Raw genomic sequence first — 24774 nt, 5'->3', positions numbered from 1 at the left:
AACGTTTAACTTTTTTAACTTAGAATAGATACAGGAGAGCACACATGGCTCGCGTAAAACGTGGTGTAATTGCACGTGCACGTCACAAGAAAATTTTGAAACAAGCTAAAGGCTACTATGGTGCGCGTTCTCGCGTATACCGCGTTGCCTTCCAGGCTGTTATCAAAGCTGGTCAGTACGCTTACCGTGACCGTCGTCAACGTAAACGTCAGTTCCGTCAACTGTGGATTGCACGTATCAACGCAGCAGCACGTCAGAACGGTATTTCTTACAGCAAATTCATCAATGGCCTGAAAAAAGCCTCTGTTGAAATCGACCGTAAGATCCTGGCTGACATCGCCGTATTCGACAAAGTAGCGTTCACCGCTCTGGTCGAAAAAGCGAAAGCAGCTCTGGCATAAGCCAGTTGAAAGAGGGAGCTTGTCTCCCTCTTTTCGTTTCAACACCATCAATACATTGACTTTTATCGGCGCAGGCTTTTCAATACAGGTCTGACGTTTCTTACCAGACAAGGTAATGCAAGCATGAATGCTGCTATTTTCCGCTTCTTTTTTTACTTTAGCACCTGAACTCAGGAGGCTAGCGCGTGAAAGAAGAAACGGAAAACAGCGCCAGAAAGCCTCCCCTGTGGAGGCTTTTTTCGTATATGGATTCGGAATATTAATTTCACTATAACCGGTGTCTGCACCGACATAATGAGGAAAACCATGTCACATCTCGCAGAGCTGGTTGCCAGTGCCAAGGCAGCCATTAACGAGGCATCAGATGTTGCTGCGCTGGACAACGTCCGCGTGGAATACCTGGGTAAGAAAGGGCATCTGACCCTGCAAATGACCACCCTGCGTGAGTTGCCGCCGGAAGAGCGTCCGGCAGCCGGTGCGGTCATCAACGAAGCGAAAGAGCAGGTACAGCAGGCGCTGAACGCGCGCAAAGCCGAACTGGAAGGCGCGGCGCTGAATGCTCGTCTGGCTGCAGAGACCATCGACGTCTCGCTGCCGGGTCGCCGCATTGAGAATGGCGGTCTGCATCCGGTCACCCGCACCATCGACCGTATTGAAAGTTTCTTCGGTGAGCTCGGCTTTACCGTGGCGACGGGCCCGGAAATCGAAGATGATTACCACAACTTCGATGCGCTGAATATCCCGGGCCACCATCCGGCGCGCGCTGACCACGACACTTTCTGGTTCGATGCCACTCGCCTGCTGCGCACCCAGACCTCCGGCGTGCAGATCCGCACCATGGAAAACCAGCAGCCGCCCATCCGTATTATCGCGCCGGGCCGCGTCTATCGTAACGACTACGATCAGACCCACACCCCGATGTTCCACCAGATGGAAGGTCTGATCGTTGATAAAAACATCAGCTTCACCAACCTGAAAGGAACCCTGCACGACTTCCTGAACAACTTCTTTGAAGAAGATCTGCAGGTACGCTTCCGTCCGTCCTACTTCCCGTTCACCGAGCCGTCCGCGGAAGTTGACGTGATGGGTAAAAACGGCAAATGGCTGGAAGTGCTGGGCTGCGGGATGGTGCACCCGAACGTGCTGCGCAACGTGGGTATCGATCCGGAAGTGTACTCCGGCTTCGCCTTCGGCATGGGCATGGAGCGTCTGACCATGCTGCGCTATGGCGTCACCGATCTGCGCGCGTTCTTCGAAAACGATCTGCGTTTCCTCAAACAGTTTAAATAAGGGCAGGACAGAACAATGAAATTCAGTGAACTGTGGTTACGCGAGTGGGTTAACCCGGCGATCGACAGCGAAGCGCTTTCCGATCAGATCACCATGGCGGGCCTCGAAGTGGACGGCGTTGAGCCGGTTGCCGGCAGCTTCAACGGCGTCGTTGTCGGTGAAGTAGTGGAGTGCGGTCAGCACCCGAACGCCGACAAACTGCGCGTCACCAAAGTCAACGTCGGCGGCGAACGCCTGCTGGACATCGTCTGCGGCGCGCCAAACTGTCGTCAGGGGCTGAAAGTCGCCGTGGCGACCATCGGCGCCGTGCTGCCGGGCGATTTTAAAATCAAAGCGGCAAAGCTGCGCGGCGAGCCGTCAGAGGGGATGCTGTGCTCCTTCTCCGAGCTGGGCATTTCCGATGATCATAGCGGAATTATCGAGCTGCCGGCGGATGCGCCGATCGGTACCGATATTCGCGAATATCTGAAGCTTGACGATAACACCATCGAAATCAGCGTCACCCCGAACCGCGCCGACTGCCTGGGCATCATCGGCGTCGCGCGCGATGTGGCCGTGCTGAACAAGGCGCCGCTGAACGCGCCGGAAATCACCCCGGTAGCCGCCACCATTGACGATGTGCTGCCGATTCAGGTTGACGCCCCGCAGGCGTGCCCGCGCTATCTGGGCCGCGTGGTAAAAGGCATCAACGTCAAAGCGCCGACGCCGCTGTGGATGAAAGAGAAACTGCGCCGCTGCGGGATCCGCTCCATCGACGCGGTGGTTGACGTGACCAACTATGTGCTGCTTGAGCTGGGCCAGCCGATGCACGCCTTTGACCGCGACCGTATCGAAGGCGGGATCGTGGTGCGCATGGCGAAAGAGGGCGAAACCCTGGTCCTGCTCGATGGCTCCGAAGCGAAGCTCGACAGCGATACCCTGGTCATTGCTGACCACAACAAAGCGCTGGCAATGGGCGGGATCTTCGGCGGGGAACACTCCGGCGTTAACGACGAAACCCAGAACGTACTGCTGGAGTGTGCCTTCTTCAGCCCGCTGTCCATTACCGGCCGCGCGCGCCGTCACGGCCTGCACACCGATGCCTCTCATCGCTATGAGCGCGGCGTCGATCCGGCCCTGCAGTATAAAGCGCTGGAGCGCGCCACGCGTCTGCTGATCGACCTCTGCGGCGGCGAAGCCGGCCCGGTGATCGACGTGACCAACGAAGCGACCCTGCCACAACGCGCCACCATCACTCTGCGTCGCAGCAAACTGGATCGCCTGATTGGCCACCATATCGACGACGCGCAGGTCACTGACATTCTTCAGCGCCTCGGCTGCGAAGTGACGGTGGGCGAGGGCGAATGGCAGGCGGTGGCCCCGAGCTGGCGTTTCGACATGGAGATCGAAGAGGATCTGGTCGAGGAAGTGGCTCGCGTTTATGGCTACAACAACATTCCTGATGAGCCGGTGCAGGCGGGTCTGATCATGGGTACCCATCGTGAAGCCGACCTGTCGCTGAAGCGCGTGAAAACGCTGCTGAATGACAAAGGCTATCAGGAAGTGATCACCTACAGCTTCGTCGACCCGAAAGTCCAGCAGCTGATCCACGCCGGTGAAGAGGCGCTGATCCTGCCAAGCCCGATCTCCAGCGAAATGTCGGCGATGCGCCTGTCGCTGTGGACTGGCCTGCTGGGGACCGTGGTCTACAACCAGAACCGTCAGCAGAGCCGGGTTCGCATCTTTGAGAGCGGTCTGCGCTTTGTGCCGGACACCAATGCGCCGCTGGGCATTCGTCAGGATGTGATGCTGGCCGGGGCGATCTGCGGCAACCGCTACGAAGAGCACTGGACACTGGCGAAAGAGACGGTCGATTTCTATGATCTGAAAGGCGATCTGGAAGCCGTTCTGGATTTAACCGGCAAATTAGCGGATATCGAATTCCGTGCGGAAGCGACCACCGCGCTGCATCCGGGGCAATCCGCAGCGATTTATCTTAAAGGTGAACGCATTGGTTTCATTGGGGTTGTTCATCCTGAGCTGGAACGTAAACTGGATCTGAACGGTCGCACTCTGGTGTTTGAACTGGAGTGGAACAAGCTCGCAGACCGCGTGGTGCCTCAGGCGCGCGACATTTCCCGCTTCCCGGCGAACCGTCGCGACATCGCGGTGCTGGTCGCGGAAAACGTGGCTGCCGCCGATGTTTTAGCCGAATGTAAGAAAGTTGGCGTAAATCAGGTAGTTGGCGTAAACTTATTTGACGTGTACCGTGGTAAAGGTGTGGCGGAAGGGTATAAGAGCCTTGCGATTAGCCTGATCCTGCAGGATACCAGCCGTACACTCGAAGAAGAGGAGATTGCCGCTACCGTTGCCAGATGTGTAGAGGCATTAAAAGAGCGATTCCAGGCATCATTGAGGGATTGAACCTATGGCGCTTACAAAAGCTGAAATGTCAGAATATCTGTTTGATAAGCTTGGGCTTAGCAAGCGGGATGCCAAAGAACTGGTCGAGTTGTTTTTCGAAGAGATCCGTCGTGCTCTGGAAAACGGAGAACAGGTCAAACTCTCCGGGTTCGGCAACTTCGATTTGCGGGATAAAAACCAACGCCCGGGACGTAACCCGAAGACGGGGGAGGATATTCCCATTACAGCCCGGCGCGTGGTGACCTTCAGACCCGGTCAGAAGCTGAAAAGCCGTGTCGAAAACGCGTCGCCTAAAGACAAATAATCTGAACTAATTAAAAAGGCCGCATTGCGGCCTTTTTCTTTTCTGTCGAATCTTACGCTTTAACGGCGGTGAGCATGATCTCCACCAGGATGTCTGGTCGCGCCATCTCCGCCTGCACGGCCGCGCGCGCCGGGCTATGGCCTTCCGGCATCCACTCCACCCACGCCTCATTGAACGCGGCAAAGTCACGCTCGATATTTTTCAGCCAGATCTGCGCCGAGAGAATGTGCCGCTTATCGCTCCCGGCCGCCGCCAGCAGGGCGTCGATTTTCTCCAGCACTTCGCGGGTCTGCAAGGCGATGTCCTCCTCGTTGCTTTTCGGCGTCTGTCCGGAGAGGAACAGCAGATTGCCATACGCAACGCTGGCGGAAAGACGAGGTTGAGGATGATTGCGAATGATTGTCATGCGGTTTGTTTCCATGTGAGACCTTCTAAAGAAATGTCTGGCATCTGATTGTCGATTAACGCGCCCAGCACCACCGCGCTGCCGGCGGCGAGGGTAAAACCGAGGCTGCCCTGGCCGAGATTCATCCACAGGTTGGGGTAGCCGGCGCGTCCCAGTAGCGGTGGCCCGGCTGGCGTTGAGGGGCGCATGCCGGTCCAGGCTTCGGCCTGGTCCAACCCCTTGAGTTCGGGAAAGCTGCGGGAGACGATTTTTTTCAGCGCCTGAATGCGGCTCTCGCGCAGTGTGTCGCCGTCGTAGCCGATGTCCACCATCGCCGCGATGCGCAGCTGCTGGCCCAGGCGGGCATAAACGATTTTGTGCCCGTAATCGGTGACGCTGATGTCCGGCGCAATGCCCGCCTGCTGCGGATAGGGAAGGGTCAGGCTGTACCCCTTCAGGGCGCAGAGCGGCACGCGAACGCCCATGTGCCCCAGCAGCGGACCGCTGCCGTTGCCGGCGGCGACGACGTACTCATCGCCGGTGATGGTCCCGCGGCTGGTCTCCAGGGCGCTGACGCGTCCGCCGCGCCTGGCGAGCCGCTGCACCTCACAGTGGGTCAGCAGGCTGAAGCGGCTGCTGGCGGTGAGCTTGCCGATCAGCGCAAGGCAAAACTGATGGCAATCCGCCGTTTCATCCCCCGGCGAATAAATTCCGCCCTGCAGCGAAGGGCTGATATGTTTTAGCGCCGGTTCCAGCTGCAGGCAGGCTTCAGCATTCAGCGCCTGCTGATACTGAGGATCTATCTCTTTTGCCGCTTTAGTAAAATCATATTCCCGGCGATGGATAATTAATTTTCCGCTGCGTCGCCAGTGAAAATCGGCAAGATTATCCTCTTCCCGCCACGACTGCATGACCTGCCGGCTGAGCAGCGACAGACGCAATATATGAGCGCCGTTTATTTTATTGGTCTGGCTATTACAGGCGCGCAGGAACTGCAGCAGCCAGCGCCACTGCTGTAAAGAGATATTGAGACGCATATTGAGCGGCGAATCGGCTTTGCCCATCCATTTTATCCCCTGCAGGGGAACGCCGCTGTTGGCAAGGGGGGCGACGTAGCGGTAACTTAATTGTCCGCCGTTGGCAAAACTGGTGGCGCTGGCCGGTTCGCCGTTGCGCTCCAGTAATTGCACCTGATGGCCGCGCTTGATCAGTTCCCAGGCCGTGGCCAGACCGACCACGCCGCCGCCGATAATGACAATGCGTTTGTTCATAACCCGATATATCCACCGCTGTTCAATTTATCGGGTTATGTCAAAGCATTTACCCTGGCGGCGCAATTGACTTCTTATGGTCAGGGTATAACCGCAGGTTAATCTCCTTGAGCTGCTGGCGCAGGCGCTGGCAGAGAAAATCGACGAATTTTTGCGCCATCGGGCTCAGGGAAACGTCGGCCCGACGCAGCAGGCAGAGGTTAATGGCCATCGGCGGCGTAATGGGATGGATCATCTCGGGAGCCAGGTTGTGCTGGGCGGAAAAGATATCGGTAATGCTGCAGCCCATGCCGCGCTTCACGAACTCGGTGGCCATGTAGTAGGTCTGGACATTCAGCCGGGTAGTGGAAAAGTCGCGACGGGTGGCGATGGCGGCGGAAAGCGAGTGCGGCCCCGGCGAGATCCAGCGCTGCTGGTCGATCTGGCTGATATCCACCGCTCCCTGACGATAATGACGGTCGATATAGACCAGCGGCACTTCGGCAATCAGGGTGGTAAGGATCTCTCCCTGCTGCACCGGCTGCAGCGTCAGCGCTAAGTCTATCTCGCGTAAATCCAGTTTTCTGACCAGCGTCTCGGTGTGCTCGGTGGTGAGCGTCATCACCAGGTTGCTGTTTAGCTGATAAAAATCGGTCACCAGCTCCGGCACCAGGCTTAACCCCAGGCTCGGCAGACAGCCTAAGGTGATTTTGGCGCGCGGATCGCGGGCCAGGTTATCGGCCAGCAGGCGCAGGTTGTCCAGGTCCTGATAAATAGTCTGCGCTTTTTCGAAAAGTGTGATCGCCTCGCTGGTCGGCAGCAGCTTGCCGCGCACCCGCTGAAACAGGGTAAAGCCCAGCTTCAGTTCGGCGCTTTTTAACGCTTTGCTGGCCGCTGGCTGGGAGATATTGAGCGATTCCGCCGCCCGTGACAGAGAGCCGCAGGTCATGACGGCATAGAAGATTTCCAGATGACGCAGTTTCATGAACAGTTAACTCAGGGTTATAGCCTACCGATAAAAAGTCATTTTCTACTAACACTAAGTTAACATAAATTTAATCACCAATCAGCGCATTGGTTACATATTGTGCTGCTGGCCCCGCCTGATGGCGGAATAAAACGCTCTCAGAATCGTTTCCTTTGTACCCCAACAGACCCTCAGGCTGCGGCCAATAATGAAAAAGAGGGAGGATATTTTCTGAGCAGGCCCCCATACACCACCTGACCATCATGGTCGGATTGATTGGCATTAAGGAGTGTTATGAGTGACTCAACGCTCGCAGGCAATACGCCTGTCAGACGAAATATCACGCGAAAAAACGTTATTACCGGTCTGTTATTGCTGCTGTTCGTGTTGATTGCGCTGTGGTGCCACGGTCGACCGGGCAGCGAGCTTGGCCTGCTGGGATTTACGCCGCTGGTGGCGTTAGCGATATTATCGCTGATCGGCGTCGATATAGTGCTGGCGGTCATCTCCTCGATTATTATCGCCATGATCATGACCTCGACCGGTCTGCCGGAAATGGGCGCGATGCTGGCGAAGTCCACCGGGTCATTTATTGCCACCGTCGGGCTTATCATTATGCTCGGCGCCGGCGTGGGGGAAGTGGCCACCCGCACCGGCGCGGCGGTTGAACTGGTGAAATTCGTGGTCCACCGTATTGGGCTGTCGAGCCAGACGCGGGTCAAGTTCGGCATTGTGGTGTCATCGATTTTAATTTGCGGTTCGCTGGGCACCATGGCCGGCGGCAATGCGATTATTGTCGCAGTGATTATCCCCGTAGCGGCGGCGGTACGCTTAACGCCGCCGACGGTAGCCGCGCTGATGATGACCGCCGGTTCCGTAGGACTCTTTACCGGGCCCTTCACCCCCAGCACCGTGACGATCCTCAGCCTCGGCGGTCTGAGCTATCCGGATTATCTGCTGTATGTCGGCCTGCCGATGAGCGCCGTCACCCTGTTAGCCGGCTGGATCATGGCCGGACGGATCCAGAAGATGACCGAAGGCAAACTGCGCTATGAGGTCGATCTCTCGGAAAAGCCGCAAGAGGACCTTAGCGCCGCGCAGCAGCGCCGGCGTAAATTAAGCGCGCTGGCTTTCGCCGCGACCATCATCGTGATGGCGGTGGTTGGGGTGGTGATTAAAGCCGGCTTCAGCTTTGCGATTATCGTCATGCTGCTGGTGGCACTGATGACCGGGCTGGTGGGCGGCCTGCGGCCGACGCAGATCCTGCAGGCGCTGTATCACGGCTGCGGTCGTCTGGTGTGGATGTTTATTCTCTACTGGCTGTATAACCCGATCCTTGAGCTGATGGATGGCCTGCACGCCTATCAGGGGCTGCTGGAGTATACTCAGCCGCTGCTGGAAGGGATCTCCCCGGCCTGGCTGTGCTTTAGCATCTTCGCGTTCAATATTATCGGCCATGTGCCCGGCGCGGCGGTAGCCCAGATGACCTTTACGCATAAAATCTTTGGCCCGATGCTGATGGCCGCCGGCGTGCCGCCGCAGGGGACCACCGCGGTGCTGCTGGCTTCGTCTCAGGTGGACTGGTTCGGGCCGTTCCCCTCATCGGACATGTTCGGCCAGATGGGGCTGGCGCAGTCTACACATCTGAAGTATATGCTCTATAACGGCTGGGCAATCGTGGTGGCGAACATCATTCTCTTCGCGCTGCTGTTTCAGATTCTGGTGTAAAGCGGGATGGTCGACAGGGGGAGGGTCCTCCGCGTCGACCTTTGGTCGTGAGGTTTTCCTTTTCTCACCGCGACACCCACCGTAAAATCAGCCTCTTGTTCCCACTGCGTAATGGAATCTATGCTGACTCTCGCCCATCTTCAACAGCGCCGCAGCCGGCGTTGGCTCCTTAGTTTAACGCTGTTGCTGCTGGTCACCCTGCTGATCAGCCTGTGCGCGGGGGATCAATGGATCCCGCCCGGCGAGTGGCTCAGCGCCAAAGGTCAGCTGTTTATCTGGCAGATCCGCCTGCCGCGGACCCTGGCGGTGCTGCTGGTGGGGGCGGCGCTGGCGCTCTCCGGGGCGATAATGCAGGCGCTGTTTGAAAATCCGCTGGCGGAACCGGGTCTGCTGGGCGTCTCCAACGGCGCGGGCGTCGGGCTGATTGCCGCCGTCCTGCTGGGTAAAGGCCTGTTACCGGGTTGGGCGCTCGGGCTGTGCGCGATCCTGGGCGCGCTGCTGATCACCTTTATTCTGCTGCGTTTTGCCCGCCGCCATCTTTCCACCAGCCGCCTGCTGCTGGCGGGGGTGGCGCTGGGGATCATCTGCAGCGCCCTGATGACCTGGGCGGTCTATTTCTCCACCTCTTTTGACCTGCGTCAGCTGATGTACTGGATGATGGGCGGGTTTGGCGGCGTCGACTGGCAGCAGCTGTGGCTGATGATAGCCCTCCTGCCAGCGCTCTGCTGGGTCTGTCTGCAGTCGCAACCCCTGAATTTACTGGCGCTGGGCGAAGTCTCCGCCCGTCAGCTCGGCCTGCCGCTGTGGCTGTGGCGTAAGCTGCTGGTGGTGGCGACCGGCTGGATGGTCGGCGTGAGCGTGGCGCTGGCGGGGGCGATTGGCTTTATCGGCCTGGTGATCCCACACATTCTGCGGCTATGCGGCTTGAGCGATCACCGGGTCTTGCTCCCGGCCTGCATGCTGGCAGGGGCAAGCGCCTTGCTGGGGGCGGATATTATCGCCCGGCTGGCGCTTTCCGCCGCTGAGCTGCCGATTGGCGTGGTGACGGCGACGCTGGGCGCGCCGGTCTTTATCTGGTTGCTGCTGCGCTCGCGGTGACGGGAATAGCGCGACGCCGTCTGCAGGGACGGCGCCGGCTCGGGCTTACCAGCCTTTGATCGCGTCGCCTTTGTAGACTTCCTTCGCTTTTTCCGCGACTTCACTGGTCTGGAAGGCGGCTTTCAGTTCCTGAATTTTCTTGCTGTCCTTGTTATCCTCGCGGGCGACAATCGCATTCACGTAAGGGGAATCTGGTCCCTCCATGAACAGGCCGTCGCGGGCGGCCGACAGGCCCGCCTGGGCGGAGAAGTTGGTGTTAATGATTGACAGGCTGACGTTCGGGTCATCCAGGGTGCGGGTCAGCTGCGGGGTATCCACCTCCACAATCTTCAGCTGTTTCGGGTTGTCGATGATATCCAGCGTGGTGGGTAAATAGCCGACGCCCGGTTTCAGCTTGAGCAGCCCCTGCGCCTGAAGCAGCAGCAGGCTGCGGCCCAGGGTAGTGGTTTCATTAGAGATGGTCACCGTCGCTCCCTCGGGGAGCTCGCTGATATTTTTGATGCGATGTGAATAGGCGGCGATAGGGAAGACAAAGGTTTTACCGACCACCGCGAATTTATAGCCGCGCTCTTTCGACTGCGCCTCAAGGTACGGCAGAGTCTGGAAGGCGTTGGCATCCACATCTTTGTTGTTCAGCGCTTCGTTAGGCAGCACATAATCATTGAAGGAGACCACTTCGACGTCGAGGTGATATTTATCCTTCGCCACTTGCTCCACCACTTTCCAGATGGCTTCGTCCGGCCCGGTGTTGATAGCGACTTTCACTTTATTATCTTCATCCGGAGAGCAGGCGCTCAGCAGGGCGACAGAGGCGGCGATTAACGCCAGGCTAAACAACTTCTTCATCAACAAAACTCTCTTAAATTAACAAGTAACGAAACCATATTACATTCATGGAACACTGTACACGTAAATAGGTGCCTGCCCAATTGAGAGGATTTCATGTTGCTGACGGGCAGCGAAGCGCTGTTACATCATGCGACAACTCGCGGGGATTGGCAGTAGAATGGCGGGCGCTGAATCCGCTACAGTAGATAGGGATCACCTTCACCGGAAACCGGTTTATCCATTGAGGACAGGCTATGCAACATGACATTCTGAATACCGAAGTGACGACCATTGATGGCGAGAAAACCACCCTGGCATCCTTTGCCGGCAAGGTACTGCTGATCGTCAATGTGGCCTCCAAATGCGGCCTGACGCCGCAGTATGAGCAACTGGAGGACCTGCAAAAGCAGTTTGCCGGCGAGGGCTTCAGCGTGCTGGGCTTCCCCTGCAACCAGTTCCTCGGCCAGGAGCCGGGGAGTGAAGAAGAGATTAAGACCTTCTGCAGCACCACCTACGGCGTCACCTTCCCGCTGTTCAGCAAGATTGACGTCAACGGCGAGCATCGCGCACCGCTCTATCAAAAGCTGGTTGCCGCCGCGCCGAAGGCGGTGGCCCCGGAAGGCAGCGGTTTTTATGAGCGGATGGCCAGCAAGGGCCGCGCGCCGCTGTACGTGGACGACATTCTGTGGAATTTCGAAAAATTCCTCGTCGATCGCCAGGGCAACGTCATTCAGCGCTTCTCTCCGGATATGACGCCGGACGATCCGCAGCTGGTGGCGGCGATTAAAGGAGCGCTGGCGAAATAATGTCGTTTCTGATGCAGCTACAGGATGTAGAAGCGGCGGGGCGTCTGGCCCCGTTTTCTGCGGCCTTTCGCGCCGGGGAGATCGTTCACCTGGTGGGGCCGAACGGCGCAGGGAAGAGCACGCTGCTGGCCCGCATGGCGGGGCTGTCCGACGGCCCCGGCGCGATTCATTTTAACGGACGGTTGCTTGACGAGTGGCCGGCGACGGAGCTGGCGCGCCGCCGCGGATATCTGTGCCAGCAGCAGACCCCGCCGTTCGCCATGCCGGTGTGGCACTATCTGGCGCTGCACAGGCAGCAGCAGGGCGACAGCGCCCGGGTGAACGATATCGCGGCCAGGCTTGGCCTTGACAATAAGCTGGGCCGTCAGGTCAATCAGCTGTCGGGCGGCGAGTGGCAGCGCGTGCGGCTGGCGGCAGTGATCCTGCAGATCGATCCCTTAAGCAATCCCGCGGGTCAGCTGCTGCTGTTGGATGAGCCGATGAACAGTCTGGATGTGGCCCAGCAGGCGGCGCTGGATCGGTTGTTACGCGAGCTGAGCGCGGCGGGAATCGCGGTGGTGATGAGCAGTCACGATCTCAACCACACTTTGCGCCATGCCGGACAGAGCTGGCTGCTCTGCCAGGGGGAAGCCATCGCCTGCGGGGAGACCGCCGAGGTGCTGAACGAGGAAAATTTAACCGCTGCCTATGCGATCCCGTTCCAGCGCGTGGAGGTGGCCGGTCATATTATGCTCATCGCGTCACAGTAGCACGCAGTTATCTTGTCACTATATTGATAAACAAGCTAAATTATTGCGATAAAGAGACTAGGGACAGAGGGATCATCTGAAATGCGCTTCTGGTTCATGTTGGCGGCGGCGTTAATTTTAGCCGGCTGCAGCAGCCATCGGGCACCGCCGCCGAATCCTCGGCTGGCTGACTCCATTACGGTGGTGGCGAATCTGAACGAGCAGCTGCGCAGCTGGCGCGGCGCACCGTATCGCTACGGCGGCATGACGCCGCGCGGCGTCGACTGCTCCGGCTTTGTGGTGCGCACGTTTCGCGATAAATTTGCCCTCCAGCTGCCGCGCGAAACCCGCGAGCAGGCGGAAATCGGCACCCGAATTGATAAGCGCGATCTGCTGCCCGGCGATCTGGTGTTCTTCAAAACCGGCTCAGGCGAAAGCGGCCTGCACGTCGGCATCTACGATACCGATAACCAGTTTATTCATGCCTCCACCAGTCAGGGCGTCACCCGTTCCTCGCTGGATAACGTCTACTGGAACAAAAAATTCTGGCAGGCGCGGCGTATCTGACGTCATTCAGCGGCCGGAGGGAAGCGAGCGCTTCCCTTTTTTATGCCGATAACCCTGCACTCCGCCCGTGTTAATCCGCTGTTCCAGGCACTACACTGGAGAGAGGAGGAACCATGACCCTTTCTTTTACCACCCACTGGCGGGATGAACTGCCGGACTTTTACACTTCCCTGTCACCGACGCCGCTCGATAACGCCCGACTCATCTGGCGCAACGCTCCGCTGGCGCAACAGCTGGGCGTCCCTGACGCGTTGTTTGCGCCGGAAAGCGGGGCCGGCGTCTGGGGCGGCGAAGCGCTGCTCCCGGGCATGTCGCCGCTGGCGCAGGTTTACAGTGGCCATCAGTTTGGCGCCTGGGCCGGCCAGCTGGGCGACGGACGCGGGATCCTGCTCGGTGAGCAGCAGCTGGCGGATGGCCGCCGTTACGACTGGCATCTGAAAGGCGCCGGCCTGACCCCCTATTCACGGATGGGGGACGGCCGCGCCGTGCTGCGCTCGACGATCCGGGAAAGCCTGGCGTCGGAGGCGATGCACGCCCTGGGGATCCCGACGACGCGCGCCCTGGCGATGGTCACCAGCGATACCCCGGTCTACCGCGAGCGCGTGGAGCCTGGCGCGATGCTGATGCGGGTGGCCGAGAGCCATGTCCGCTTTGGTCATTTCGAACATTTTTACTATCGTCGCGAGCCGCAGAAGGTTCAGCAGCTGGCCGATTATGTCATTCGTCACCACTGGCCGCAGCTGCAGGATGAAGCGGACAAGTACCTGTTATGGTTCCGTGACGTTGTCACGCGTACCGCGCAGACCATCGCCAGCTGGCAAACCGTGGGCTTTGCCCATGGGGTGATGAATACCGACAACATGTCGATTCTCGGTTTGACCATCGACTACGGGCCGTATGGCTTCCTTGACGATTTTCAGCCGGACTTTATCTGCAACCACTCCGATTACCAGGGGCGCTACAGTTTTGAAAACCAGCCGGCGGTGGGGCTGTGGAATCTGCAGCGTCTGGCCCAGTCGCTGTCGCCGTTTATCAGCGCCGAAGCGCTGAACGCGGCGCTGGATGAGTATCAGCACGCCTTGCTGACCGCCTATGGCCAGCGGATGCGCGACAAACTTGGCCTGTTCACTCAGCAGAAAGGGGATAATGATCTGCTCGACGGTCTGTTTGCCCTGATGATCCGCGAGAGAAGCGACTATACCCGAACGTTCCGCCTGCTGAGCCACAGCGAACAGCTCAGCGCGGCCTCGCCGCTGCGCGACGAGTTTATCGACCGTGCGGCATTCGACAGCTGGTTCGCCAGCTATCGCACGCGGCTTCGTGATGAACAGGTGGAGGATACCCAGCGCCAGCAGCGGATGCAGGGCGTCAACCCGGCGCTGGTGTTACGTAACTGGCTGGCGCAGCGGGCGATCGAGCAGGCTGAGGCTGGCGATATGGGGGAGCTGGAGCGTCTGCATGCCGCGCTGGCCGATCCCTTCACCGATCGCGAGGACGACTACGTCCGCCGGCCGCCGGACTGGGGGAAACGTCTGGAAGTCAGCTGCTCGAGCTAACTCGCCTCGCCCCGCGCGCTGCGGGGCGATTATTTGGTCAGGATCAACTTCCCGGCGTGGGTCTGGCGCAACAGATAGCGCTGGCCGCCATGCTCAATGACTACCCGTCCTTCGCTGCCTAACAGAACCCGACTGCTGATCTGTCTGTCCGTCGCCACGGGATAGGGGGCATTGTCTTTTGGTTTTTCAGCTGTGGCAGTGTTATCCATACGCGTCATAGCTCTCAAAATAAAAATCAAAGCAACAATGATAATCATTATCAATAATGTTGTTTTTGACGGCAAGCGTTATTTATCGTGTTACCGAATTTGGTAGGGGAATGGCAGAAGGGGATCGCCCACCGCAGGTGCGGCGGGCGGAGCGGTCACAGACGGGTGGCCGTGGCGGCCGCCAGTTCGCTCAATAAACGTTCGCTGTCTTCCCAGCTCAGGCAGGGATCGGTGATCGACTGGCCCCAGGCCAGCGGCTGGCCGGGAACCACTTTCTGGGTCCCTTCCTGCAGGAAGCTCTCCGCCATAATGCCGGCGATGGCGGTAGAGCCCGCGCGAATTTGCTGACAGATATCGGCGCACACCTCCAGCTGACGGCGATGCTGCTTCTGGCAGTTGCCATGGCTGAAGTCGACCACCAGCTGCTCCGGCAGATTGAATTCACGCAGCGCCTCGCCGGCGGCGGCGATATCCTCGGCGTGATAGTTCGGCCGTTTGCCGCCGCGCATAATGATATGCCCGTACGGGTTGCCGCTGGTCTGGTAAATCGTCATCTGCCCCTGCTTGTCCGGAGAGAGGAACATATGGCTGGCGCGGGAGGCGCGGATGGCGTCTACGGCGATGCGCGTATTGCCGTCGGTACCGTTTTTAAACCCGACCGGGCAGGAGAGCGCCGAGGCCATTTCACGGTGGATCTGGCTTTCCGTGGTGCGCGCCCCGATGGCTCCCCAGCTGATGAGATCGGCGATAAACTGACCGGTCACCATATCGAGAAACTCGGTGGCCGTCGGCACCCCCAGCTCATTAACCTGCAGCAGCAGGCGCCGTGCCAGTTCAATACCGTGGTTGACCCGATAGCTGCCGTTGAGGTCCGGGTCGGAGATTAAGCCTTTCCAGCCCACCACGGTACGGGGTTTTTCAAAGTAGGTGCGCATCACGATCTCCAGCTGCGGCTGGTAGCGCTCGCGCATGGTCTGCAGGCGGCGGGCATACTCCATCGCCGCGTCGGTGTCGTGAATGGAGCAGGGGCCGATAATCACCAGCAGGCGGCGGTCTTCGCCGTTGAGGATTTTTTCAATGCGGCGACGGGAGGCCGAGACGTGGGCGGCCACGTCGGCGGTGACGGGATGGCGCTGGGCCAGCTCCGCGGGCGTTACCAGGCTTTCAATGCGCGCGGTACGCAGTTCGTCTGTTTTATTCATTGGGGTCTCAAAAATCTGTTTCTTCGCCAGCGAAAATGCCGGGAAGTGATGCGCATCACGATAAACCAATCCCTGCTTATTGCAAGAGCAGGGCATGATCCTGTATAGGCCACGGGTGATAGCATAAACAAATTTTTAATAATGTACTGGTGTATTAGTACATCCTGCGATTCAGTCCCATGATGTCCATGATTTTTGTCGCTATTTCCTCAACGGAATAGTTGGTGCTGTTCAGGCAGGGAATTTTATTCTTGCGATACAGCGCCTCCACTTCGGTCACTTCCATCCGACACTGGCGCAGCGAAGCGTAGCGGCTGTTCTCCCGGCGCTCCTCGCGGATCGCCGCCAGACGCTCCGGGTTGATGGTCAGGCCGAACATCTTATGCTGCAGGGGTTTCAGCGACGCCGGCAGAACCAGATTGTCCATATCGTCGGCGATAAACGGATAGTTGGCGGCGCGAATGCCGTACTGCATAGCGAGGTACAGACTGGTGGGCGTCTTGCCGCAGCGCGACACGCCGAGGAGGATCACCTGCGCCTGGTCAAGGTTGCGCAGCGAGATGCCATCGTCATGGGCGAGGGTGTAATCGATGGCGGCGATGCGCGCATCGTATTTGATCAGGTTCCCGGGGTTCAGGCCGTGGGTGCGGTGGGCCACTGGCGTCGGGTCGAGGTTGAGCTCCTGCTGCAGCGGGGCCACCAGCGCCTGAACGATATCCTGACAAAAGCCCTCGCTTTGCAGAATGATATCGCGGATCTCCGGAATAACGATGGAATAGAACACCAGCGGGCGGATGCCCGTTTGCTGATAAATGGCGTCGATCTGCTCTTTCACCGCCCGCGCGCGGCTGATATTTTCCACAAACGGCAGGGTCACGCTGCTGATGGCGACCGGGAATTGCGACATGACGGCATGCCCCAGCACCTCCGCCGTAATGGCGGTACCGTCAGAAATATAAAATACGTGGCGATCTACAGCACTTTCCATTTTGACCATCCGGTATAATGAGTTTAATTGCCTGAAAGCGGATATTAAATTTAAGCATATCCCTGTTTGATTTGTCTCTTCTTAAAATTGAAACGCTATTTTTGTTTTTTATGAAAAGGGTGGTTCATTTTCTTTTTTTTGCCGTAATTTCCAGCGTTTTTCGTCATAATTCCTAAAAATCATTGAGTTATCTATATCGGGGGAACAGTCCGAAAAAAGAAAAAATAATTTGCTTGAACGATTCACCGTTTTTTTCAGCACCATAAATATGTCAGGATAATCTTGCAGTCGATCGTGAAATTTTTTTCACTGGTATTAAATCACAAAAGGATTGTCTCGATGTCCAACAATGGCTCGTCACCGCTGGTGCTTTGGTATAACCAACTCGGCATGAATGATGTAGACAGAGTTGGGGGCAAAAATGCCTCCCTTGGTGAAATGATTACGAATCTGTCCGGAATGGGTGTGTCCGTACCTAACGGGTTTGCCACCACCGCTGATGCTTTCAATCAGTTCCTGGACCAAAGCGGTGTTAACCAGCGCATTTATGCGCTGCTGGATGAAACCGACATTGACGACGTTTCCGCATTAGCGAAAGCGGGCGCGCAGATCCGACAGTGGATCATCGATACCCCCTTCCAGAGCGAACTGGAAAACGCGATTCGCGATGCTTATGACCTGCTGTCCGCCGATGACGCCGAGGCCTCATTCGCCGTGCGCTCTTCCGCCACCGCGGAAGATATGCCGGACGCCTCCTTCGCCGGGCAGCAAGAGACATTCCTCAACGTGCAGGGCTTTGACGCCGTGCTCGTTGCCGTGAAGCACGTGTTTGCTTCACTGTTTAACGATCGCGCGATCTCCTATCGCGTGCATCAGGGTTACGATCACCGCGGCGTGGCGCTCTCCGCCGGGGTGCAGAGGATGGTCCGCTCCGATCTGGCCTCCTCCGGCGTCATGTTCTCCATCGATACCGAATCCGGCTTTGACCAGGTGGTGTTTATCACCTCGGCGTGGGGTTTGGGCGAGATGGTGGTGCAGGGCGCGGTGAACCCGGACGAATTCTACGTCCACAAACCGACGCTGGCCGCTGGCCGCCCGGCGATCGTGCGCCGCACCATGGGGTCGAAAAAGATCCGCATGGTTTACGCGCCGACTCAAGAGCACGGCAAGCAGGTGCGTATCGAAGATGTGCCGCAGGCGCAGCGCGATATCTTCTCGTTAACCAACGAGGAGGTGCAGGAGCTGGCGAAGCAGGCGGTGCAGATCGAGAAGCACTACGGCCGTCCGATGGATATCGAGTGGGCGAAAGATGGCCACACCGGTAAGCTGTTTATCGTCCAGGCGCGTCCGGAAACCGTGCGTTCCCGCGGCCAGGTGATGGAGCGTTATACCCTCCACGCTCAGGGGCAGATCATCGCCGAAGGGCGCGCCATCGGCCACCGAATTGGCGCCGGTCCGGTGAAGGTGATCCACGATATCAGCGAGATGAACCGCATTGAGCCAGGCGATGTGCTGGTTACCGATATGACCGACCCGGACTGGGAACCGATCATGAAGAAAGCCTCGGCGATCGTCACCAACCGCGGCGGACGTACCTGCCACGCGGCGATCATCGCTCGTGAGCTGGGTATTCCGGCGGTGGTCGGCTGCGGCGATGCCACCGATCGCATTCAGGAAAACCAGAACGTGACCGTCTCCTGCGCCGAAGGCGACACCGGCTATGTCTACGCCGAGCTGCTGGACTTCAGCGTCAAGAGCTCTAGCGTCGGCGACATGCCGGATCTGCCGCTGAAGGTGATGATGAACGTCGGCAACCCGGATCGCGCCTTCGACTTCGCCTGCCTGCCGAACGAAGGCGTGGGTCTGGCGCGGCTGGAATTTATCATCAACCGCATGATTGGCGTTCACCCGCGCGCGCTGCTGGAGTTTGACGACCAGGAGCCGGGCCTGCAGAACGAAATTCGCGAGCTGATGAAAGGCTACGATTCGCCGAGAGAGTTCTACGTTGGCCGCCTGACCGAAGGGATCGCCACCCTTGGCGCCGCTTTCTATCCGAAACGGGTGATTGTGCGCCTCTCTGACTTCAAGTCGAACGAATACGCCAACCTGGTGGGCGGCGAGCGCTATGAGCCGGAAGAAGAGAACCCAATGCTCGGCTTCCGCGGCGCCGGACGCTACGTTTCCGAAAGCTTCCGCGACTGCTTCGCGCTGGAATGTGAAGCGATGAAGCGCGTGCGTAACGACATGGGGCTGACCAACGTCGAAGTGATGGTGCCGTTCGTCCGTACCGTCGCCCAGGCGAAAGCGGTGGTCGAAGAGCTGGAGCGTCAGGGGCTGAAGCGCGGCGAGAACGGGCTGAAGATCATCATGATGTGCGAGATCCCGTCGAACGCGTTGCTGGCCGAGCAGTTCCTCGAGTACTTCGACGGCTTCTCCATCGGCTCGAACGACATGACCCAGCTGGCGCTCGGTCTGGACCGCGACTCCGGCGTGGTCTCTGAGCTGTTTGATGAACGCAACGACGCGGTGAAAGCGCTGCTGTCGATGGCGATCCGCGCGGCGAAGCAGCAGGGTAAATACGTCGGCATCTGCGGCCAGGGGCCGTCTGACCATGAAGATTTCGCCGCCTGGCTGATGGAGGAGGGGATTGATAGCCTGTCCCTCAACCCGGATACCGTGGTGCAAACCTGGTTAGGTCTGGCGGAACTGAATAAATAAGTTCGCCCTGACAGTACAGATCCCCGGCAGCGATGCCGGGGATTTTTTTTGCCGGTGTCAGGCCGCCCGGCGTCGCGATGCGCAGGACAAAAAAAAGCCCATCGTGGGAGATGGGCAAAGACTACACACAGCAATTCGTTGTTTCACTCAGGGGATTTCCATGCTTATAAATCAAGGTGTTGATTTATAACCGTGAGCTAATAGTAGGCAGCGGGGCCTTTGCCGTCGATCAGATTCCTCTCAATAGTTAAATTGTTGTGAAGGACCGGGAGGGTAAAAGCGGGTGCGGGGCATACAAGGCTGGCGTTTTGCCGACGATCAATTAATGTTGCTTAACAATTGTCCTGGGGGGAGACAGGCGGGGCCCCCCGCCTGACAGGGCATTACTTGCGCCCGGCCTCCAGCTCGCTGAGCTCTTCGAGCACGACATCGGGGTCTTTCGGCGGCGGCGGCACTTCGTGCACCCAGGCGTCATACAGGCGCCAGGAGACGGCCAGCAGCACCGGACCGATAAACAGGCCGATCATGCCGAAGGCGATCAGGCCGCCAATGACGCCGGTAAGAATGAGGATCATCGGCAGGTCGGCGCCCATACGGATAAGCACCGGACGGATAACGTTGTCCATGGTGCCGACCACGCAGCTCCACACCAGCAGCACAGTGCCCCAGGTGGTGTCCCCGCTCCAGTATAGCCAGATAATCGACGGCACCAGAACCAGCAAAGGCCCGAGCTGGACCAGACAGGTAAAGATCATCACCACGGTCAGCAGGGCGGCGTAGGGCACGCCGGAGATGGCAAGGCCGATCCCGCCCAGCACCGCCTGAGTGAGGGCCGTCACCACCACGCCCAGCGCCACGGCGCGCACGGCCTGGCCGGCCAGCAGCACGGCGGCGTCACCGCGTTTAGCCGCCAGGCGCGTGGCGAAATAGCGAAAACCGTAGGCTACCTGCTCGCCGCGCCAGTAAAGCAGCGCGCTGAATAACAGCATCAGGCCGCAGTAGACCAGCAGCTTGCCGATGTGCGCCGCCTGACCGACAAACCAGCTGGTGGTGGTGCCAATGTAGGGGCGAACCTTGGCCATAATCGCCGAGCCGCCCATATCCAGCAGGCCATGCCAGGCGGCGTAGAGTTTATCGCCGACCAGCGGCACGCTGTTGAGCCAGGCGAAATCCGGCAGCGTCACATTTCCGCTGCTGATGAGTTTGATCAGCGGAACGCTGTTATCCACCAGGCTGTTAACCAGCAGAGCGATAGGAATCACGAATAGCAAAAACAGCAGCAGGGTCATCGCCAGCACCGCCAGCATCCGTTTGCCGAACAGCACGCGCTGCAGACGCAGCAGCACCGGCCAGGTGGCGATCACCACGGTGCCGGCCCAGGCGAAGGACAGAATAAACGGCTGCACAACCCACAGGCAGGATATGATAATCAGGGCCAGGAACAGCACCGACAGCAGTATTTGCGGTATGTCCCGAGGCTGATGGGGGTTAATCATAGAGAATTTTTACCTTTCCAGTCGCGCCAAAAAGCTGGCGCTGCGTAAATCCATGTACTGATAATAATATCAATAATTTTGCCGGGCTGATTTTGCACAGAAAACACGTGGGCGCATATGAAAAAAATGTGATAAAAAGTTGAATGCGCTACGCAAACGTTTAGTTAGCACCAACACAATATTTTCAAACACAACATAGTCAGGCAGGGTCAAGTGTGATGATCCCACAAATTTCTCAGGCGCCAGGGGTAGTTCAACTGGTGCTGAATTTTTTGCAGGTACTGGAGCAACAGGGTTTTACCGGCGATACCGCCACCAGCTATGCCGACAGGCTGACGATGGCCACCGACAACAGCGTCTATCAGCTGCTGCCGGATGCGGTCCTGTTTCCACGTTCCACGGCAGACGTAGCGTTACTGGCGCGGGTCGCCGCCGAACCACGCTTTAAATCGCTGATCTTCACCCCGCGCGGCGGCGGCACCGGCACCAACGGCCAGGCGCTGAACGGCGGAATTATCGTCGATATGTCCCGCTATATGAACCGCATTATTGAAATCAACCCCGAAGAGGGTTGGGTGCGCGTCGAAGCCGGAGTCATCAAAGATCAGCTGAACCAGTTTCTTAAACCCTATGGTTACTTCTTTGCGCCTGAGCTCTCCACCAGCAACCGCGCCACCCTGGGCGGGATGATAAACACCGACGCCTCCGGACAGGGATCGCTGGTGTATGGTAAAACGTCGGATCACGTGCTTGGCCTGCGGGCGGTGCTGATGGGCGGGGATATCCTCGATACCCAGGCGGTGCCGGTGGCGCTGGCGGAGACGCTGGGCAATACGCCCTCGACGATCGGCCGGATTTACAATACGGTCTACCAGCGCTGCAAGGCGCAGCGCGAGCTGATCATTGATAAGTTTCCCAAACTCAACCGCTTCCTCACCGGATACGATCTGCGCCACGTCTTTAACGATGAGATGAGCGAGTTCGACCTGACGCGGATTTTAACCGGTTCGGAAGGGACGCTGGCGTTTATCACCGAAGCGCGGCTGGATATTACCCGCCTGCCGAAGGTACGCCGGCTGGTCAACGTCAAATATGACTCCTTTGACTCTGCGCTGCGTAATGCGCCCTTTATGGTGGAAGCCAAGGCCCTGTCGGTGGAGACCGTCGACTCTAAAGTCCTCAATCTGGCGCGCGAGGATATCGTCTGGCACTCGGTGAACGAACTGATCACCGACGTACCGGATAAAGAGATGCTCGGGCTGAATATCGTCGAATTCGCCGGGGATGACGCGGCGCTGATTGACCAGCAGGTCACCACCCTGTGCCAGCGGCTGGACGAGCTGATGGCCCGCAGCGAGGCGGGAGTCATCGGCTGGCAGGTCTGTCACGATCTTGATGGCGTGGAGCGCATCTATGCCATGCGCAAGAAGGCGGTAGGCCTGTTGGGTAATGCCAAAGGTGCCGCCAAGCCGATCCCCTTTGCCGAGGATACCTGCGTCCCGCCCGAACACCTGGCGGATTATATCGTCGAGTTTCGCGCGCTGCTCGACAGCCACGGCCTGAGCTACGGTATGTTTGGCCACGTCGACGCCGGGGTGCTGCACGTGCGCCCGGCGCTGGACATGTGCGATCCGCAGCAGGAGGTGCTGATGAAGCAGATATCCGACGATGTGGTAGCGCTGACGGCGAAATATGGCGGTCTGCTGTGGGGGGAACATGGCAAAGGCTTCCGCGCCGAGTACAGCCCGGCATTCTTTGGCGAGGCGCTGTACGGCGAGCTGCGGAAGATCAAAGCGGTCTTCGATCCGGATAACCGACTGAACCCGGGGAAAATTTGTCCGCCGGAAGGGATTGACGCGCCGATGATGAAAGTCGACGCGGTGAAGCGCGGCACCTGGGATCGGCAGATCCCTATCGCGGTGCGCAGCGCCTGGCGCGGGGCGATGGAGTGTAATGGCAACGGGCTGTGCTTCAACTTTGACGTAAAAAGCCCGATGTGTCCGTCGATGAAGGTGAGCAACCAGCGCATCCACTCGCCGAAAGGGCGGGCGACGCTGGTCCGCGAATGGCTGCGTCTGCTGGCGGATCGCGGCGTCGATCCCAATCAGCTGGAGAAGGCGCTGCCGGAGCAGGGCGTTAGCCTGCGCTCGCTGGTGGCGCGCACGCGCAACAGCTGGCATGCGCGCAAAGGGGAATATGATTTCTCGCACGAGGTCAAAGAGGCAATGTCCGGCTGTCTGGCCTGCAAAGCCTGTTCGACCCAGTGCCCGATCAAAATCGATGTCCCGGAGTTCCGCTCACGCTTCCTGCAGCTGTACCACAGCCGCTACCTGCGGCCGGTGCGCGATCATCTGGTGGCGTCGGTGGAATCCTATGCGCCGCTGATGGCCCAGGCGCCGAAGACGTTTAACTTCTTCATGAACCAGCCGTGGCTGAAAAAGCTGTCGGAGAAGCATATCGGGATGGTCGATCTGCCGCTGCTCTCGGCGCCGTCGCTGAAGCAGCAGATGGCCGGCCACCGCTCCGCCAACATGACCCTTGAGCAGCTCGAAGCGCTGAGCGCCGAGCAGAAAGCGAAGATGGTGCTGGTGGTGCAGGATCCCTTTACCAGCTATTACGACGCCCAGGTGGTGGCTGACTTTATCCGTCTGGTTGAGGCCTTAGGCTATCAGCCGGTGCTGCTACCGTTCTCGCCAAACGGCAAGGCGCAGCATATTAAAGGATTCCTGACCCGCTTCGCGCGCACCGCGCAGAAAACGGCAGACTTCCTTAACCGCGTGGCGCAGCTGGGTATGCCGCTGGTCGGGGTCGATCCGGCGCTGGTGCTCTGTTACCGCGATGAATATAAGCAAACGCTTGGCGACAAGCGCGGCGATTTTCAGGTGCTGTTAGTCCATGAGTGGTTGCCGAAGGTCCTGACCGCCGACGCCCGTCCCGATCCGGGCGGCGAGCCCTGGTACCTGTTCGGTCACTGTACGGAAGTGACCGCGCTGCCGGCGGCGACGAAGCAGTGGGCAGAGATTTTTGCCCACTTCGGCGCGAAGCTGGAAAACGTCAGCGTCGGGTGCTGCGGGATGGCAGGCACCTATGGTCATGAAGTGAAAAACCATGCCAACTCGCTGGCCATTTACGCGCTCTCCTGGCAGCAGGCGATGCAGCGGCTGCCGCGTAACCGCTGTCTGGTGACGGGCTACTCCTGCCGCAGCCAGGTGAAGCGCATTGAAGGCAGCGGCGTTCGCCATCCGCTGCAGGCGTTACTGGAGATAATCGGATGATTTGGAAACGTCAGGCCACGCTGGAGCAGCTCAACCGGCTCGGTGAGGGAAACATGGTAGGGCTGTTGGATATTCGCTTTGAGACCTTTACCGACGATACGCTGGAGGCCACCATGCCGGTGGATGGGCGCACACAGCAGCCGTTTGGCCTGCTGCACGGCGGGGCGTCGGTGGTGCTGGCGGAGACGCTGGGGTCGGTGGCGGGTTATCTGTGCAGCGAAGGCGAACAGAAAGTGGTGGGGCTGGAGGTTAACGCCAACCACATTCGTTCGGCGCGCGGGGGCCGGGTGCGGGGCGTGTGCAAAGCGCTGCACGTCGGGACTCGCCACCAGGTCTGGCAAATTGAAATCTTCGACGAACAGTCGCGATTATGCTGTTCATCGCGGCTAACCACCGCGGTAATATAAGTCATGACCGGGAGGCGAATAGCCTCCCTTTTTTCAGGGGAATAAGCGGGGTCGGGTCCGCCAGCGCGAAACATCAGGCCAGCTGCGCTACCGCGCGGCGGCAAGAAATTATCTAATAAATAGATTATTACCGATCCAATCTCGTTATATATGCTACTCTTTTCAATA

General features: G+C 58.6%; 22 protein-coding genes, 1 other RNA gene, 1 pseudogene and 1 other annotated feature. Of the genes and pseudogenes, 14 read left to right on the top strand and 10 right to left on the bottom strand.

The window, feature by feature from the left end; genetic code table 11:
- The first annotated feature begins 44 nt into the window (after positions 1 to 44).
- The 5 genes from rplT to ihfA all read left to right on the top strand — a co-directional run bounded on the left by rplT (position 45) and on the right by ihfA (position 4398).
- Positions 45 to 401 carry a 50S ribosomal protein L20 gene (gene rplT / locus AC6CWS_RS19515; RefSeq protein WP_000124850.1) on the top strand — a complete coding sequence of 119 codons (357 nt, stop codon included), beginning with the start codon at positions 45 to 47 and terminating at the stop codon, positions 399 to 401.
- A 118-nt stretch (positions 402 to 519) separates the two neighbouring features.
- Positions 520 to 644 (top strand) — a sequence feature (Phe leader region).
- Positions 525 to 569, top strand: coding sequence for a pheST operon leader peptide PheM (gene pheM, locus AC6CWS_RS19510; RefSeq protein WP_001386830.1), 45 nt, complete (start codon positions 525 to 527; stop codon positions 567 to 569). (Overlaps the previous feature by 45 nt.)
- A gap of 63 nt (positions 645 to 707) precedes the next feature.
- Positions 708 to 1691 carry a phenylalanine--tRNA ligase subunit alpha gene (pheS, locus tag AC6CWS_RS19505; protein WP_002909105.1) on the top strand — a complete coding sequence of 328 codons (984 nt, stop codon included), beginning with the start codon at positions 708 to 710 and terminating at the stop codon, positions 1689 to 1691.
- Between the two features lie 15 nt (positions 1692 to 1706).
- Complete coding sequence (gene pheT, locus AC6CWS_RS19500; protein ID WP_060592527.1) at positions 1707 to 4094, top strand: phenylalanine--tRNA ligase subunit beta; 2388 nt, start codon at positions 1707 to 1709, stop codon at positions 4092 to 4094.
- Between the two features lie 4 nt (positions 4095 to 4098).
- Positions 4099 to 4398, top strand: a complete 300-nt coding sequence (ihfA, locus tag AC6CWS_RS19495) for an integration host factor subunit alpha (RefSeq protein WP_002909098.1) — start codon at positions 4099 to 4101, stop codon at positions 4396 to 4398.
- A 52-nt stretch (positions 4399 to 4450) separates the two neighbouring features.
- On the opposite strand, the gene AC6CWS_RS19490 is transcribed toward ihfA, so the two are convergent.
- From AC6CWS_RS19490 to admX, 3 genes are read right to left on the bottom strand one after another with little or no spacing between them, the layout of a single operon-like run.
- Positions 4451 to 4804, bottom strand: coding sequence for a RidA family protein (locus AC6CWS_RS19490; protein ID WP_074442547.1), 354 nt, complete (start codon positions 4802 to 4804; stop codon positions 4451 to 4453).
- The gene (locus AC6CWS_RS19485; protein ID WP_498256434.1) at positions 4801 to 6066 is read right to left on the bottom strand and encodes a D-amino acid dehydrogenase; all 1266 of its coding nucleotides are present in this window, start codon (positions 6064 to 6066) and stop codon (positions 4801 to 4803) included. The genes AC6CWS_RS19490 and AC6CWS_RS19485 overlap by 4 nt, the downstream gene beginning before the upstream one ends.
- Positions 6067 to 6103: 37 nt before the next feature.
- Positions 6104 to 7018: an HTH-type transcriptional regulator AdmX gene (admX, locus tag AC6CWS_RS19480; RefSeq protein ID WP_065881299.1), complete on the bottom strand. Its 915-nt coding sequence runs from the start codon at positions 7016 to 7018 to the stop codon at positions 6104 to 6106.
- A gap of 276 nt (positions 7019 to 7294) precedes the next feature.
- Between admX and AC6CWS_RS19475 the strand changes: the two genes are divergently transcribed.
- Positions 7295 to 8728: a H+/gluconate symporter gene (locus AC6CWS_RS19475; protein WP_023290109.1), complete on the top strand. Its 1434-nt coding sequence runs from the start codon at positions 7295 to 7297 to the stop codon at positions 8726 to 8728.
- Between the two features lie 120 nt (positions 8729 to 8848).
- The gene (gene btuC, locus AC6CWS_RS19470; protein ID WP_065881301.1) at positions 8849 to 9826 is read left to right on the top strand and encodes a vitamin B12 ABC transporter permease BtuC; all 978 of its coding nucleotides are present in this window, start codon (positions 8849 to 8851) and stop codon (positions 9824 to 9826) included.
- Between the two features lie 45 nt (positions 9827 to 9871).
- Here btuC and AC6CWS_RS19465 read toward each other — a convergent pair whose 3' ends face one another.
- Positions 9872 to 10672, bottom strand: a complete 801-nt coding sequence (locus AC6CWS_RS19465; protein ID WP_004203125.1) for a MetQ/NlpA family ABC transporter substrate-binding protein — start codon at positions 10670 to 10672, stop codon at positions 9872 to 9874.
- Positions 10673 to 10908: 236 nt separating this feature from the next.
- Between AC6CWS_RS19465 and AC6CWS_RS19460 the strand changes: the two genes are divergently transcribed.
- The 4 genes from AC6CWS_RS19460 (at position 10909) to selO (ending at position 14311) form a co-directional block, all read left to right on the top strand.
- Positions 10909 to 11460 (top strand): glutathione peroxidase, encoded by a 552-nt coding sequence (locus AC6CWS_RS19460; protein WP_004203124.1) that lies wholly within the window; start codon positions 10909 to 10911, stop codon positions 11458 to 11460.
- Complete coding sequence (btuD, locus tag AC6CWS_RS19455) at positions 11460 to 12209, top strand: vitamin B12 ABC transporter ATP-binding protein BtuD (protein ID WP_023290105.1); 750 nt, start codon at positions 11460 to 11462, stop codon at positions 12207 to 12209. Before AC6CWS_RS19460 ends, btuD begins: the two co-directional genes overlap by 1 nt.
- A gap of 81 nt (positions 12210 to 12290) precedes the next feature.
- Positions 12291 to 12755, top strand: coding sequence for an NlpC/P60 family protein (locus tag AC6CWS_RS19450; RefSeq protein WP_002909082.1), 465 nt, complete (start codon positions 12291 to 12293; stop codon positions 12753 to 12755).
- 113 nt (positions 12756 to 12868) lie between these two features.
- The gene (gene selO, locus AC6CWS_RS19445; protein WP_065881304.1) at positions 12869 to 14311 is read left to right on the top strand and encodes a protein adenylyltransferase SelO; all 1443 of its coding nucleotides are present in this window, start codon (positions 12869 to 12871) and stop codon (positions 14309 to 14311) included.
- A 29-nt stretch (positions 14312 to 14340) separates the two neighbouring features.
- Here the strand turns inward: selO and hemP are convergent, their stop codons facing one another.
- The 4 genes and pseudogenes from hemP to AC6CWS_RS19425 form a co-directional block, all read right to left on the bottom strand.
- Positions 14341 to 14520, bottom strand: a complete 180-nt coding sequence (gene hemP, locus AC6CWS_RS19440; RefSeq protein WP_023290103.1) for a hemin uptake protein HemP — start codon at positions 14518 to 14520, stop codon at positions 14341 to 14343.
- Between the two features lie 155 nt (positions 14521 to 14675).
- Entirely contained in the window at positions 14676 to 15722 is a 1047-nt protein-coding gene (gene aroH / locus AC6CWS_RS19435) for a 3-deoxy-7-phosphoheptulonate synthase AroH (RefSeq protein WP_032453261.1), read from the bottom strand.
- Positions 15723 to 15876: 154 nt separating this feature from the next.
- On the bottom strand, positions 15877 to 16710 hold the full coding sequence (gene ppsR / locus AC6CWS_RS19430) for a posphoenolpyruvate synthetase regulatory kinase/phosphorylase PpsR (protein WP_002909061.1): 834 nt from the start codon (positions 16708 to 16710) through the stop codon (positions 15877 to 15879).
- Positions 16711 to 16857: 147 nt separating this feature from the next.
- Positions 16858 to 16974 (bottom strand): annotated as a pseudogene (locus AC6CWS_RS19425) (hypothetical protein); the annotation flags it as partial.
- A gap of 75 nt (positions 16975 to 17049) precedes the next feature.
- On the opposite strand from AC6CWS_RS19425, the gene ppsA reads away from it, so the two are divergent.
- Complete coding sequence (ppsA, locus tag AC6CWS_RS19420) at positions 17050 to 19428, top strand: phosphoenolpyruvate synthase (RefSeq protein ID WP_004203115.1); 2379 nt, start codon at positions 17050 to 17052, stop codon at positions 19426 to 19428.
- Between the two features lie 86 nt (positions 19429 to 19514).
- On the opposite strand, the gene rprA is transcribed toward ppsA, so the two are convergent.
- Positions 19515 to 19622, bottom strand: an RNA gene (gene rprA, locus AC6CWS_RS19415) — antisense sRNA RprA.
- A 189-nt stretch (positions 19623 to 19811) separates the two neighbouring features.
- Entirely contained in the window at positions 19812 to 20924 is a 1113-nt protein-coding gene (ydiK, locus tag AC6CWS_RS19410) for an AI-2E family transporter YdiK (protein ID WP_023290101.1), read from the bottom strand.
- Between the two features lie 218 nt (positions 20925 to 21142).
- On the opposite strand from ydiK, the gene ydiJ reads away from it, so the two are divergent.
- Both ydiJ and menI read left to right on the top strand, forming a co-directional pair.
- On the top strand, positions 21143 to 24199 hold the full coding sequence (ydiJ, locus tag AC6CWS_RS19405; protein WP_032453253.1) for a D-2-hydroxyglutarate dehydrogenase YdiJ: 3057 nt from the start codon (positions 21143 to 21145) through the stop codon (positions 24197 to 24199).
- The gene (gene menI, locus AC6CWS_RS19400) at positions 24196 to 24606 is read left to right on the top strand and encodes a 1,4-dihydroxy-2-naphthoyl-CoA hydrolase (protein WP_023290099.1); all 411 of its coding nucleotides are present in this window, start codon (positions 24196 to 24198) and stop codon (positions 24604 to 24606) included. Before ydiJ ends, menI begins: the two co-directional genes overlap by 4 nt.
- Positions 24607 to 24774: the final 168 nt, after the last annotated feature.

This window comes from Klebsiella sp. M041 (genome assembly GCF_059759695.1).
Note: the sequence above shows the minus strand (reverse complement) of the source record. Positions and strands in the feature narration are given on the sequence as shown.